Source organism: Maribacter sp. 4U21 (genome assembly GCF_002742365.1).
Classification (GTDB): Bacteria; Bacteroidota; Bacteroidia; order Flavobacteriales; family Flavobacteriaceae; genus Maribacter.
The window spans coordinates 20,475-32,935 of record NZ_MDGN01000032.1 but is presented as its reverse complement, the minus strand read 5'-3'; the positions used below and the strand labels follow the sequence as shown (position 1 = coordinate 32,935).

At 41.1% G+C, this 12,461-nt stretch carries 9 protein-coding genes and 1 pseudogene; 3 read left to right on the top strand and 7 right to left on the bottom strand.

Features of this window, described 5'->3' with window-relative positions:
- Window positions 1-38: 38 nt before the first annotated feature.
- From BFP77_RS05860 to BFP77_RS05840, 6 genes and pseudogenes are all read right to left on the bottom strand, one after another.
- The gene (locus BFP77_RS05860; RefSeq protein WP_099573114.1) at window positions 39-344 is read right to left on the bottom strand and encodes a YdeI/OmpD-associated family protein; all 306 of its coding nucleotides are present in this window, start codon (window positions 342-344) and stop codon (window positions 39-41) included.
- Window positions 331-1,599, bottom strand: a complete 1,269-nt coding sequence (locus tag BFP77_RS05855) for a bifunctional alpha/beta hydrolase/OsmC family protein (RefSeq protein ID WP_099573113.1) — start codon at window positions 1,597-1,599, stop codon at window positions 331-333. The genes BFP77_RS05860 and BFP77_RS05855 overlap by 14 nt, the downstream gene beginning before the upstream one ends.
- A gap of 3 nt (window positions 1,600-1,602) precedes the next feature.
- Window positions 1,603-2,328, bottom strand: a complete 726-nt coding sequence (locus tag BFP77_RS05850) for a DUF2490 domain-containing protein (RefSeq protein ID WP_099573112.1) — start codon at window positions 2,326-2,328, stop codon at window positions 1,603-1,605.
- A gap of 86 nt (window positions 2,329-2,414) precedes the next feature.
- Window positions 2,415-3,068, bottom strand: a pseudogene (locus BFP77_RS17290) (alpha/beta hydrolase family protein); the annotation flags it as partial.
- 12 nt (window positions 3,069-3,080) lie between these two features.
- Window positions 3,081-4,349: a S9 family peptidase gene (locus BFP77_RS05845; protein ID WP_257212885.1), complete on the bottom strand. Its 1,269-nt coding sequence runs from the start codon at window positions 4,347-4,349 to the stop codon at window positions 3,081-3,083.
- Between the two features lie 76 nt (window positions 4,350-4,425).
- Complete coding sequence (locus tag BFP77_RS05840; RefSeq protein WP_257212884.1) at window positions 4,426-7,656, bottom strand: VPS10 domain-containing protein; 3,231 nt, start codon at window positions 7,654-7,656, stop codon at window positions 4,426-4,428.
- A gap of 143 nt (window positions 7,657-7,799) precedes the next feature.
- Between BFP77_RS05840 and BFP77_RS05835 the strand changes: the two genes are divergently transcribed.
- Both BFP77_RS05835 and BFP77_RS05830 read left to right on the top strand, forming a co-directional pair.
- On the top strand, window positions 7,800-8,486 hold the full coding sequence (locus BFP77_RS05835; protein WP_099573111.1) for a hypothetical protein: 687 nt from the start codon (window positions 7,800-7,802) through the stop codon (window positions 8,484-8,486).
- A gap of 103 nt (window positions 8,487-8,589) precedes the next feature.
- Window positions 8,590-8,859, top strand: a complete 270-nt coding sequence (locus tag BFP77_RS05830) for a hypothetical protein (protein ID WP_143751855.1) — start codon at window positions 8,590-8,592, stop codon at window positions 8,857-8,859.
- Between the two features lie 2 nt (window positions 8,860-8,861).
- Here the strand turns inward: BFP77_RS05830 and BFP77_RS05825 are convergent, their stop codons facing one another.
- Entirely contained in the window at window positions 8,862-9,455 is a 594-nt protein-coding gene (locus tag BFP77_RS05825; protein WP_099573109.1) for a methyltransferase domain-containing protein, read from the bottom strand.
- Between the two features lie 282 nt (window positions 9,456-9,737).
- Between BFP77_RS05825 and BFP77_RS05820 the strand changes: the two genes are divergently transcribed.
- On the top strand, window positions 9,738-12,443 hold the full coding sequence (locus BFP77_RS05820; RefSeq protein WP_257212883.1) for a S41 family peptidase: 2,706 nt from the start codon (window positions 9,738-9,740) through the stop codon (window positions 12,441-12,443).
- The last annotated feature ends 18 nt before the right edge of the window (window positions 12,444-12,461 follow it).

Sequence of the window (12,461 nt, the reverse complement as noted above, 5' to 3'; positions counted from 1 at the left end):
CTAAAATTAAGAAATTATAAACGGTATATTGACACAAATCAAAATGATTTTAACATTAATCGATTGTCCCTTATGCCTCTTTTCAGGTTTTCACATACCAAAAGTGCCTTATCTATTTTGGTTTGTGAGTTCTTATAGCGTGCTATAGCATAGATAATACCCCGTTTTTTACCATCTGTCAGCGCTTCAAAAATTTTAAACGCTTCATAATCGCTCAGTAAGACGGCGTCGAACTCTTCGGGCATATCTACGCCATATTTTGAAGTGTCTTCAAAGAATTGTAGTTGAAAGTAGTCATTGGGAAAGATACCCAGCTCCTTTTGATACCGCTTACCGAACATCATATAGTGATTTCCATTTACCCTTGTCCTGAGCGTAGTCGAAGGGATCAACCAATTTAGTAATTACCTGTGTTTTGCTGTGAAGGGTTTTATGAACAGGGCATTTATCCGCAATCTGTAGAATACGTATTTTTTGCTTTTCATCCAGGTCTCCAGCAAGGGTTATTTCCCTATGAAAGGTATCTATCTTAGCGTTATCGGTTTCACAGTTCTCACAATCTTCAGCGTGCGACTTTGCATAAGAAGTATGCACTTCTACCAAATCTACTTTCCAGCCTTTACGTTTGGTATACATCTGGATGGTCATGGCCGTACAGGCCGATAACCCTGCGGATACAAGCTCATATGGAGACGGACCGTAATCGTTACCACCAAAATCCTTAGGTTCGTCCGCAATCATAAAATGACTGCCTACCTTCATATTCGTTGTAAATCCGTCTTCAATACCTAAACTGGCTACAACTTGATGTTTTGTTTTTAGGGAATCATTTTTTGGAATGCTCATATATCGTTGGGACCAACCAGCGATAACTTTACCAACGTATTGGGAGTCTTCCTTTCTCATAAGCAAGTGATCAGCCCCATCTAGCGATACAAAACTCTTTGGATGGCGAGCAGCTACATAAATTTCCTCTGCATTTTTAATCCCTACGGTATCATCTTGCGGGGAATGAAGAATGAGCAATGGTTTACGTAACCTTTCAACTACGTTTGGTAAGGATTTATGCTCTAAATCGTCCAGAAACTGTTTTTTAATGGTGAAATCCCTGCCACTTAAATTGACAATGGCCTTTCCACTTTTTTCTATTTCCGCCAAGTTGCTTTTAAAAAGATGCTGTACATGTTTTGGGTTCGAGGGTGCGCCAATGGTCGCTACCGCTTTAACAGAGCCTATTTCTGCAGCGGCGAACAAGGCTGCGGCACCTCCCAAGGAATGACCTATAATAAGTGTAGGCGCCTTAAAGTTTTTTTCAAGGTGTTCCGCGGCAGCAATTAAATCAGATACATTTCCAGAAAAGTTGGTGTCTGCAAAATCACCATCGCTCTCACCTAATCCGGTAAAGTCAAAACGAAGCACGGCAAACCCACTAGAGGTCAGCGCTTTTCCGATATTCTTTACCGCCAAAAGATTTTTATTACAAGTAAAACAATGTGCAAAAATCACAAAGTTATGTGGATGTTGGTCCACAGGTAGTTCTAACCGGCCTACCAGTGTCTGCCCTTCTTTATTCTGAAACGTTATTTTTTGAAGACTCATTTTTTACTTTTTCTTGAATACACCTCTTAAGTCGGGATTATAAAAAACTCCTATCTGTAATCGGTCAAAATTTGCAGTTCTAAAATGATTTTTTAAATAACCGGCCTGTACGCTCAGGTTTTCTGTTACGTTAACGCCAAGAGCGGCATACAGACGGTTTTGGTCAAATGCTTCCCTTTGTAGGTTAATGAAGATTTCATCGTAAAAATTCAGGAAGAAAATATCGGTCAGGGGTAAGGTCACTTGAAGGCGATACCTGGCACGGTGGTCCGTTCTTCTTTCGAACTCTGGGTCGCTTTCTTCACCAACGGTTACGAATCGTTGCTCTAATCTGTAACGGTGTTCAAAGAGCACCTCCCAAACTTTGTCCTTTAAAATAAATTGTTGAAAAATACGATGCTCGTTTAACCGCAAATCCTCGGTCAATATATCCCCGAATATGATTCTATTATCAGAAAAATTAGGGTCCGTGTTGATGTACGCATAACCAAAGGTGGCTATGGCATCTGGATTAATATGATAGTTGAGGCCGGTTCGTAATAACAATTGGTTAAAATTTTTGGCCTGCTCGTAATACCGTAATTGCGCTTCGGTATGAATACTGAACTTTTCCGATATTCTATTGGTCCCAAAGTACATGTGCCAAGAACCTAGCTTATCCTCTCCGTTTTCTTGGGCGTTTAAGGAGACGTAAAAAATAGCAAAAAGTATTAATAGAATTTTTTTCATAAAATAGTGGCAATTGTAAACTTGATTACTCTAGGGCTTTATCAATTTTAATTAGTAAATAAATGTTTAAGAACTTGAGGAAAATATTACACCTCACTTTCTATAAACTCGGCATCTTCTATTGGTTTTCCTTTGTCACCTTTTAAGTACACATTCAAAAATTCCAGTACCCTACTGTAGGCTTCTGTCTGGTTTTCTTTTTTTACAAATCCATGGCCTTCATCGTCAAATAGTACATACTCTACGGGAACCCCGTTCTTCTTTACACCAGCTACAATTTCATCCGACTCTACCTGAAGCACTCTAGGGTCTTTTGAGCCTTGCAATACAATAAGTGGTTTGGTCACTTTATCCGTATGAAACAAGGGCGAAATGGCACGCAACCGAACCGAATCTGCACTATTAGGATCGCCTAGTTCTAAATACAGTGCTTCTTTTTGGGCCTCCCACCAAGACGGTATACTGCGTAGCGTACGTATCCAGTTGGTCACCCCGAAAAGATTTACACCGACATCAAATTCCTCTGGAGTATAAGTAAGTGCGGCCATGGTCATATAACCACCGTAAGAACCACCTATAATACCAATTTTTTCACTGTCGATTTCGGGTTGAGAGGCTAACCAATTTTTACCTTCAACACAATCCTTTAAATCTTTATCACCGTGGTTTAAATCATCCATTTGATAAAAGGTTTTACCATAACCACTACTTCCTCTGTTATTAACTGCCAGCACCGCATAACCGTGATTGACCTAGTATTGGATAAAGGAACTGAATCGCTGTCTAGATTGGCCTCCTGGTCCGCCATGTACCCAAACCAAGGCAGGTACTTTATGTTCTGCAGTAGCTTGATGTGGTTTATAATAAATGGCAGGAATCTCTAATCCGTCAAAGGATTTGTAACGGATAACCTCCGCGTTCACCAAATCCTGAGCGGCAATTTCATTATTGAGCACATCGGTCAGTTGGGTTTGCTCTTTTGTCTCCAAATTATATACGTAAAGGTTGCTTGGTGTGTGCGAACCTCCAGCGTAAAAAGTCATCAGGGTCTCATCATCTGAAAAACTAACGTTACTGATATCCATCCCGGCAGTGGTAGGCAGTGGTATATTCTTATCCGTAGCCACCTCCTTTATTTCAATCGTATTTTTAGCATCCTCGTTGATATAGGTAACCTGATACCTGCCATTTTCTGTAAAGTAAGAACCGGAGATATCCCAACTACGCGTCATAACTCTTTCTTTTGATTTACTTGCAATATCGTATTTCATGAGCTGTGCAAACTCGCTGCCATCGTCCGTAGTGTAATAAAGGGCTGTACCATCCGGGGAAAAGTCTTCGGGACCATTGGCACTTTGGTTATCGTTGATTTTCACTATCGATTTATCGTCCATACTATAAACATAGAGGTCGGCATCATTGGTATTGATTGGCTTTATTAACGGAAGGTATTTTTTATCGTCCGATAATCCGCCAAGAAAATGGCCATCCTCGTTCTTGTATACCATTTTAGAGGAGAAATTCTCTATATCCATTTCATGTAAATCCGTGTACCGTGCATCCCTTTTGTTCGAAGCAAAAAAGAAACTCTTTTTATCCTTAGCCCAACCATAAAAATTAGCCCTGGCACCTTCTTCAGGGCTGAGGTCTGTATGGGTGCCATCGGTTTCCCTGAGATAGATGTGATAGATTTCATCACCATTCTCGTCCATTCGAAATAAAATGCGTTCGTCATTGGGGAAATAGGAAATAGCGAAAATAGAGGTACTGTCAGATTTTGTTAATGGTTCCATCTGTTCACCTGCAGCTGGTACCGTGTACATGTTGTAAATACCGGAACGATTACTTGAAATGAGTAATTTGGACTTATCTGGAGAAAAACTTCCACCGCCTATAGCCTCGTTATCCATCATTTGTTCAATGGTATAAGTTTGCATAGTGTCCGCAATAGAAGGTGTTTTTGGCTCCTCTTTGCAGGCCCAAACCAGAATAATTGATACTAAGACGACTAATTTTTTCATGATGTTCTGTTTTAAATATTGTTAAAAAATCGAGGCGTCTTTTTAATGTAGGACCCCCTAGACGAAATAAAATGTATTATCTATCCAAACTAAAAATTTCCGTCTCTTTGAATGGTGAAACATTCAAGCTTTCAATAGACGCTCTATACGCCTTCCATTTGTCCCTAAAGAAGGAATTGGTTTCGTTCAAGGCCATTTTCAATTCGTCTTTCGCATATGTAATTAAATCTCTTTCTGTTTTGGTAATACCGTTTTTACGAGTACCGGAATAGTAACTTGCATTTCCGATGCGCTGCATTACGGTGATTTCCGGATTTCGGGTAATACCTTGGCGTTTATCTACCTTACCGATATATAGTGCTACTACAGAATCAATCTGCTTTACGATATCCTTAGAAGCTTTAATATGGTCTTTATACTTCTTCTCGTCCATTTCCTTAAGTTCCTTACTATATTTTTCCGCAACCATTTTGCTTTCTACCAATTGGGTAACGGCATCGGCCGCTGTTTGCGTCATTTCCTCAATTTCCTTTTCCGTCTTGTAGACCTGGTTAATGGAGGCTATGTTCACATTGAGTCTTGGGTCCGATTTTACAGTGATGGTAGTTTCGTCCTTTACGTCACCAAAATGTAGTTTAATCGTGTAGGTGCCCGGTTTTACGTCCACACCACCCGATTCTTTTTTCTTCTTTACAATTTTTCGTGAAGGTCTATCTGGCCCTTTTTCATCCATATTCCAGTAAATACGATGAAAACCTGCCTTTTCTGGGGTTTTATACTTAAGGGTTCGTATGAGTCTATCACCGTCGTAAAAATCGAACTGAATGGAATCCTTTTTTTGAACACCTGTCAATTCTTCTTTCTCCGTATCGGTTTCTGTCGTGTCGGCCTCATCATCTTTATCATCCGATTTTTCCTTCTTCATGGCTTTCTTCCCTTCTTTTAAGAAGTAGGTAATCATTGCGCCCGACTTCCTATTTTCGGCGTTATACATAGCATCGCCGCCAAATCTACTACCCGTGGGTTGTTGATATGCCGCCTGATATGCCGTCGGTGGACTGAACAACTTTGCATCGGTATTTAGGATACTTTTATCGCTAGCAAGTGCTCGTAACGGCCTGATATCATCCAAAACCCATGCCGCACGGCCAAAAGTTCCGATAACCAAATCATGTTCCCGTGGATGGATTACGAGATCTTTAGTAGAAACGGTTGGGAAGCCCTCCGTCCATTTTTGCCAAGAAGTGGCGCCATCCAAGGAAATGTATAAACCATCGTCCGTTCCTAAAAATAAGAGGTTCTTGTTTTCGATATCTTCAACGATACTCAGCACATAGCTTTCTACATCCGTATCATCTACGATTCTAGACCAAGTTTTACCATAGTCCTTAGTTCTGTAGGCATAAGCCTTATAATTAAATCTTCTATAATCATTGGCCACCAATAAGGCTTCTCCTTTGTTTTTGTTGGACGCTTTAATCTGGGTTATCCAACTACCTTTTGGTAAACCTTTAATATTAGCGGTTACCTCTACCCAAGTGGCTCCTTCGTTTTGCGTATAATGTACGCGACCATCGTCCGAGGCGGTCCATAACATATCTTTTTCTAACGGGGACGGCTCAATGACGAGTAGCGTACAGTGGTTTTCCGCTCCGGTGGCATCCATGGTAAGTCCGCCACTCTCGCTCTGCTTCTGCTTTTCAGGGTCATTGGTAGTCAAATCAGGAGAAATGACTTCCCACGTTAAACCCTTGTCCTTGCTTTTATGGACAAATTGACTCCCAAAATAGACCGTACTATTATCGAACGGGTCCTGAGCTATAGCCGCGTTCCAATTAAAGCGCAATTTAGTTTTCGCATCCGGTGGGGTAGGGCGTACGATGTAATTATTTCCTGTTTTCCAATCATAGCGAGCAACAAAACCTTGCTGACTCATGGCGTAGCCATATTGTGAATCATCCAAATCCGGTACTACGTCAAAACCATCACCAAAAGCAATTTCCTGCCAATAGCTATTTCGAATCCCTTGGTCTCTCCAAACATAGGCAGGACCTCTCCAAGACCCATTATCCTGCATGCCACCATAGACATTATAGGGATACTCGTTATCTACATTGATATGATAGAATTGCGCTACGGGCAGATTACCAATAAAGCGCCAAGACTTTCCTCCGTCCTTTGAAATATTGAGTCCCCCGTCATTCCCGTCCATCATAAACTGACCATTTTTTGGATGAATCCAAAAAGCGTGATGGTCGGGATGTACCCCATTGTTCGCTCGGTACGCCGGCATTAGTTGGGTAAAGTTTTTTCCACCGTCCTGAGAAACATTGACGTAAGTGAATACGGAGAATACACGATTTTCGTTCTCCGGGTCTACATAGATTTCCGAATAATAAAATGGTCTGTTGCCGATATCCTCCTTGTTATTGATCATTTTCCATTTGAATCCACCATCCTCGGATTTGTAGAGGGCATTCTTTTTAGCTTCAACCAAGGCATATACTACATTGGTTTTACCGGGAGCAATGGCAATTCCTATACGTCCAAGGTCACCTTTTGGGAGTCCGTCTTCATCACTCAGTTTTTTCCAGTTTTCGCCCCCGTCATGGGTCATATATAAGCCACTTCCCGTGCCGCCGGATTGAAAAAACCAAGGATCTCGTTTATGCTCCCACATGGCCACCAATAGTTTATTGGGATTGTCGGGGTCCATCACCATATCGGCAACTCCAGTTTTGTTGTTTACAAAAAGTATCTTCTCCCAGCTTAGGCCACCGTCGGTAGTTTTGTAAACACCTCTCTCGGGATGTTCGCCCCATGGCGAGCCGATAGCACCTACGTAAACGGTATTCGGGTCTGTAGGGTCTATTTTTATTCTATGGATGTGTCTTGTCTTTTCAAGGCCCATCGCCTTCCAAGTTTTACCACCGTCTAGCGATTTATATACGCCATAACCACCATTAAGGCTGTTTCTAGGGTTTCCTTCGCCCGTGCCTACCCAAAGTACGGAAGGATTGGACTGTTGTATGGCCACAGCTCCGACGGATGCCGTGACCTCTTCATTAAATATAGGTTCCCAGGTAATACCACCGGAATTGGATTTCCACAACCCGCCAGAAGCGGTTCCTACATACATCATATCCGGATTATCGGTAACTACATCAATAGCCGTAACCCTACCGCTCATACCACCGGGACCTATATTTCTAGGTTTTAGGTCTTGCATGAGTTTCATGTCCAATTCTTGTGCAACAGTAAATAGGGATGTGAAAAGCATCGAGAGGAAAAATAGCTTTTTAGTCATTCTTTAGAGAGGTTAATTAGTCGCCTAAATATAGGAAAAAGCCGAGGTGTTAAGAAGCGATTCGTTTTTTTAACAGGGGATAAATTTATCGCTACCCCAAAGCAGGATAACAATAAAAGCCTAAATAATTCGTTTTAGGCAATATGAAGCAACTAGTTTTCTTATCTATATTACTGATTATCAATTTTTTTGTAAAAGCTCAAGAGCCCAGTGGTGTTTGGTTGTCCAACGATAATCCCGTACTGCAAAAGGCCACCGTTTCTACGGACCTTCCCGGTAAAACGATAATGGATTTTGATACGAATTCCATAGGTACTATAAACACCAAAAATAAAAGTCGACTAACCAGCAATCGTAAGAAGAGCAAGTTCAAAATTCAAGGAACCAAGGGAAAGTTCAAGGTCGAAAGTATTGGTCCAAATATGCTCGTTTTAAAGGGAGCCAAGAACAAACGCTATACTTTTCAAAAGCTGGATTTAAGTCACAAGCTAGAAATGGGCGAAAAAGAACTACAGGAATTCTTAGTAGAGCAACAATGCGATGCAATACAGGGAATTCAGGGACAATTTACCAAAGAGCAGTACTACTTAGATAAAAAAGCCAAAAAACCCTTTGGCCGTTATCAATTTATTAATTTCAGTGAACGCAGTAATGGCTATTGGAGTATAAATACAATTCATGGTAACGCGTTTTTAATTTTTGATGCTGGACAAAACCGGAACGAGGGTATTTTTCAAATCACCAACGTCAAGGTGAACGGTTTTACTTTACTTCCGCTACAGAACACTAATCCGATGAAGGGATTAACTTCTATAAAGACCTGTTTGTAAGATTACGCCATAGAAATTTACTTATTTTCTATTGTATCGTATCGCTACGCGATTAAATAAAGCTGATAATAGAGATTCACTCAAACTTGTAGGATTACGTTTTATGGCGGGGTTGCTATTTGCAATTTATATATCTGTAACCTTTTTAAATGGTATAGAAATCACGGATTACATCATGGGTCTAATTTTCATACTGGCATTTGTATTCCCGTTATTTAAATCTGAATACTATTTGGGTTGGGTACTCGGTGCTTCATTTGCTTTTGGAGCTATACTTCCCATACTGTTTGGAAGTAAATTATGTTTGATTTTCTTTTTGATCTATCAATTAGTGGATAGTCTTAAAAGACTACTACTATCAAAAGTAAAATAATATTACTTCTTCATAAACATCCCGAACAGTTCTTTTCCCTGCCTTGGCGGAATGGAATTGTGACAGATTTCAAAAGTAAGTGACTTTAAATAAGGCCGAAAGAAGCTCAGATACAATGCTTTATCGCCCCCAAAAGGACGTTTTTCCATATCGCCGGTCAAAGGAAAATTAAACCAAACACCTACCAGTTTCCCATTGGACTTTAGAAGGTTTGCCATCTGTTTTGCATATCCAAGCCTGTTCTCGTCCGTAGGTACAAAAGAGCAGAAAAAGGTTTGTTCTAGAATTAAATCATACAGGCCTTTGTGCTCAAAAAAATCTTCTTGAAGTAATTGTTCTTTGGGGAAGTCAGGAATTCTTTGCTGGAACGAGGTCAAGGGGATTTGAGAGATGTCCATCACGTAAATATTCCTAAACCCATTTTGCCATAGATATTCTGCTTCGTAGGCGTTTCCCGCTCCTGGAATTAGTACGCTAATGGACTTGTCCCGCAATTGGTCTATATATGCCTTTAAAGGAGAGGAGGGGTGGCCAATATCCCAACCTGTACTTTGATTGTGATAACGTGCGGTCCAATATTTTTCTTGGTTTTCCATGGCGGAAAAAATACCTATTTAGATGAGGCATCAAAAATAATTCAAAAGTTAAGGAGTTCAAAAGTCTTGGATGCTTGAAATAGTTTTACTTCTTCTAAACCCCTAAACCCCTAAACCCCTAAACCCCTAAACCCCTAAACCCCTAAACCCCTAATTTCTCCATCCACCCATTTCAGCCTGAGCTTTATAGCGTACCAATCGAAGGAGGTCGTGTGGACCAGGTGCTAACAGTACCGGCAGAAGATGTTCAATCGAATAGGGAAGGCACCAAGTTAGTGTACCATGATAAAAAGGGGTTATGAGGATACCTTTCGAAAGCACCACGTATCTGCCATAACCCGGGATATTTGGGAATACGATGTAGCCACAGGTAAACACAGGATGTTGACCAGCTTCAAAGGTGAGGACAGAAATCCCGTGTATAGTGCTAATGATCAGGTTATGTACTACCTAAGTGAAGAAAGTGGCTCCTACAACGTGCATAAAATGGCTGCGGACGGGTCTGGTAAGGCCCAACTAACGCAACTTAAAACACACCCAATTCGCTCGTTAAGTATAGGGAATGGTACCATGAGTTTTAGTTATGACGGTGAACTCTATACGCTTAGGGAAGGTGAAACACCTAAAAAAGTACCGGTATTTATACGAACGCAGCGTGCCACAAATGCATTGGAATATGTTTCTGTGAACGGTGGCGTTCGTGAAATGGACATTTCGCCAGATGGCAAGGAAATCGCTTTTGTAAGTAGGGGAGAAGTGTTCGTAACCGCCGTAGATGGTTCTTTGACCAAGCGACTCACCAATACGCCGGAGCAGGAACGTTTCGTAAAATTCATGCCAGACGGTAAAGCGGTGACCTATGCAAGCGAACGGGACGGAAAATGGAGTATTTACAAAACCTCTAAAATTAGAAAAGAAGAGCCTTATTTTTTCGCAGCCACCATCTTAAAGGAAGACACCTTACTAACTACGACTACGGATGTATACCTTCCTGAGTTTTCGCCAGATGGTAATCTAATGGCCTATATAGAAGGGCGTAGAACGTTGAAAGTCAAAAACTTAAAAACAAATACGACTACTACCTTACTTACACCCAACGAGTTATATCACTTTTCGGATGGCGATAAGTATTACCAATGGAGTCCAGACAGCAAATGGCTTTTGGTAGACTGGGGCGTCACCCTAAGTAATAGTGAAATATTACTCATTTCGGCCGATGGGAAATCACGTACCAATTTAACAGAAAGTGGTTATTATGATATATCGCCAAAATGGATAAATGATGGTAATCAGATTATCTGGTTCGCCAATCGAAACGGATTAAAAAGTTATGCCACCAGTGGACAGTCAGAATTTGATGTTTATAGCATGTTCCTGACCAAAGATGGATGGGATAAATTTAATATGACCAAGGAAGAACACGATTTGATAAAGTTGATGGAAGAGGGCGATGAGAAGGAGGATGAGGGAGCCGATGATCAAGGGGATAAGAAGAAAAAGAAAAAGAACGATGACGAGAAAAACGAAACCGTAAAACCTTTAAAATTTGATTTGGAAGATGTTCAAGACCGCAAGGCACGTTTAACCATACATTCTTCAAAATTGGCAGACGCTGTGCTATCTAAGGACGGTGAAAAGCTATACTATCTTACTCGTTTTGAGAAGGATTTAAACCTTTGGGAAACAGAGGTCAGGACCAAGAATACCAAGATGCTGGTTTCCCTAGGAGCCAAATCCGGTGGTTTACAATGGGACGGGATACAAGAGAATTTGTTTCTACTTGCCGATGGGAAAATAGCAAAAGTAGATATCAAGGCCGGTAAAAAGGAGAATGTTAAATTAAAGTCGGAAATGGTGTTGGATGCCGATGCGGAGCGTCAGTATATGTTTGACCATATTTGGCTGCGTACCAATGGTATTTTCTACCATTCCAATTTTCACGGAATTGATTGGAAGGCCATGCGCAAGGAATATCAAAAATACCTACCACATATTGGTAATTCATATGAATTTGCTGAAATGGTTTCGGAACTATTGGGTGAGTTGAACGTCTCGCATGCGGGCGGGCGCTTCAACGATGATATTAGAAATGGGGATGCTACCGCTTCTTTGGGAATTTTTATGGATTACGGTCATACGGGCTACGGTATAAAAATTGCCGAAGTCATTAAGGGAGGTCCGTTGGATAAGGCAAGTTTTGATTTGAAGCCCGGGATGCTCATCGAGAAAATAAACGGTGAAACAATACTGCCCTCCAAGGATATTGCCAGTTATCTTAACAGAAAAGCAGGAGAATTTATGCTGTTGGACATTGTTGGAGTCAATAACACTAGAAAACAGATTACCGTAAAACCAATTTCTTTAGGTCAGGAAAGTAGACTATTGTACGATAGATGGGTGAAACAGAACGAAAAAGAGGTTTTGGAAAAAAGTAAGGGAACATTGGGTTATGTGCATATTCCGGGCATGAGCGATGAACCTTACCGCACCATCTACGAACAAATGATGGGTAAGTTCATAGATAAAAAAGCGGTAATTGTAGATACGCGATTCAATGGAGGCGGGGATTTGGTAGCGGATCTAGCGATGTTCTTTACGGGTATACCCTTTCTTTCCTATGAGACCGAAGATAGGGTCGTAGGTGGGGAACCTACCTCTAGGTGGACAAAACCCACCTTAGCCATGTTCAACGAGTCTATGTATAGTGATGGTTCTTGTTTTGCAAGCGGTTATGTGGATTTAAAAATCGGAAAGACCGTAGGAATGCCCGTACCAGGAACCTGCAGTTTTGCAGGTTGGGAACGCTTACCCAATGGAGGTGTTTGGGGTGTGGTACCGGTAAGTGCAAAGAACAAGGCAGGAGAATGGTTGGAGAATAACGAGACCAATCCAGAGATTTTAGTTAAAAACCAACCGGATGTCATTGCTAATGGCCGGGATGAACAACTAGAAAAATCCATAGAAGTGTTGTTGAAAGAGGTGGAGTAGACGGTTTACAGTGGGCAG

What these genes read in the sequence shown, in the direction of transcription:
- BFP77_RS05825 (WP_099573109.1), bottom strand. Translation starts at nt 9,455, where the DNA reads ATGGAAAACCAAGAAAAATATTGGACCGCACGTTATCACAATCAAAGT.
- BFP77_RS05820 (WP_257212883.1), top strand. Translation starts at nt 9,738, where the DNA reads ATGATAAAAAGGGGTTATGAGGATACCTTTCGAAAGCACCACGTATCT.
- BFP77_RS05830 (WP_143751855.1), top strand. Translation starts at nt 8,590, where the DNA reads ATGGCGGGGTTGCTATTTGCAATTTATATATCTGTAACCTTTTTAAAT.
- BFP77_RS05845 (WP_257212885.1), bottom strand. Translation starts at nt 4,349, where the DNA reads ATGAAAAAATTAGTCGTCTTAGTATCAATTATTCTGGTTTGGGCCTGC.
- BFP77_RS05840 (WP_257212884.1), bottom strand. Translation starts at nt 7,656, where the DNA reads ATGACTAAAAAGCTATTTTTCCTCTCGATGCTTTTCACATCCCTATTT.
- BFP77_RS05850 (WP_099573112.1), bottom strand. Translation starts at nt 2,328, where the DNA reads ATGAAAAAAATTCTATTAATACTTTTTGCTATTTTTTACGTCTCCTTA.
- BFP77_RS05855 (WP_099573113.1), bottom strand. Translation starts at nt 1,599, where the DNA reads ATGAGTCTTCAAAAAATAACGTTTCAGAATAAAGAAGGGCAGACACTG.
- BFP77_RS05835 (WP_099573111.1), top strand. Translation starts at nt 7,800, where the DNA reads ATGAAGCAACTAGTTTTCTTATCTATATTACTGATTATCAATTTTTTT.
- BFP77_RS05860 (WP_099573114.1), bottom strand. Translation starts at nt 344, where the DNA reads ATGATGTTCGGTAAGCGGTATCAAAAGGAGCTGGGTATCTTTCCCAAT.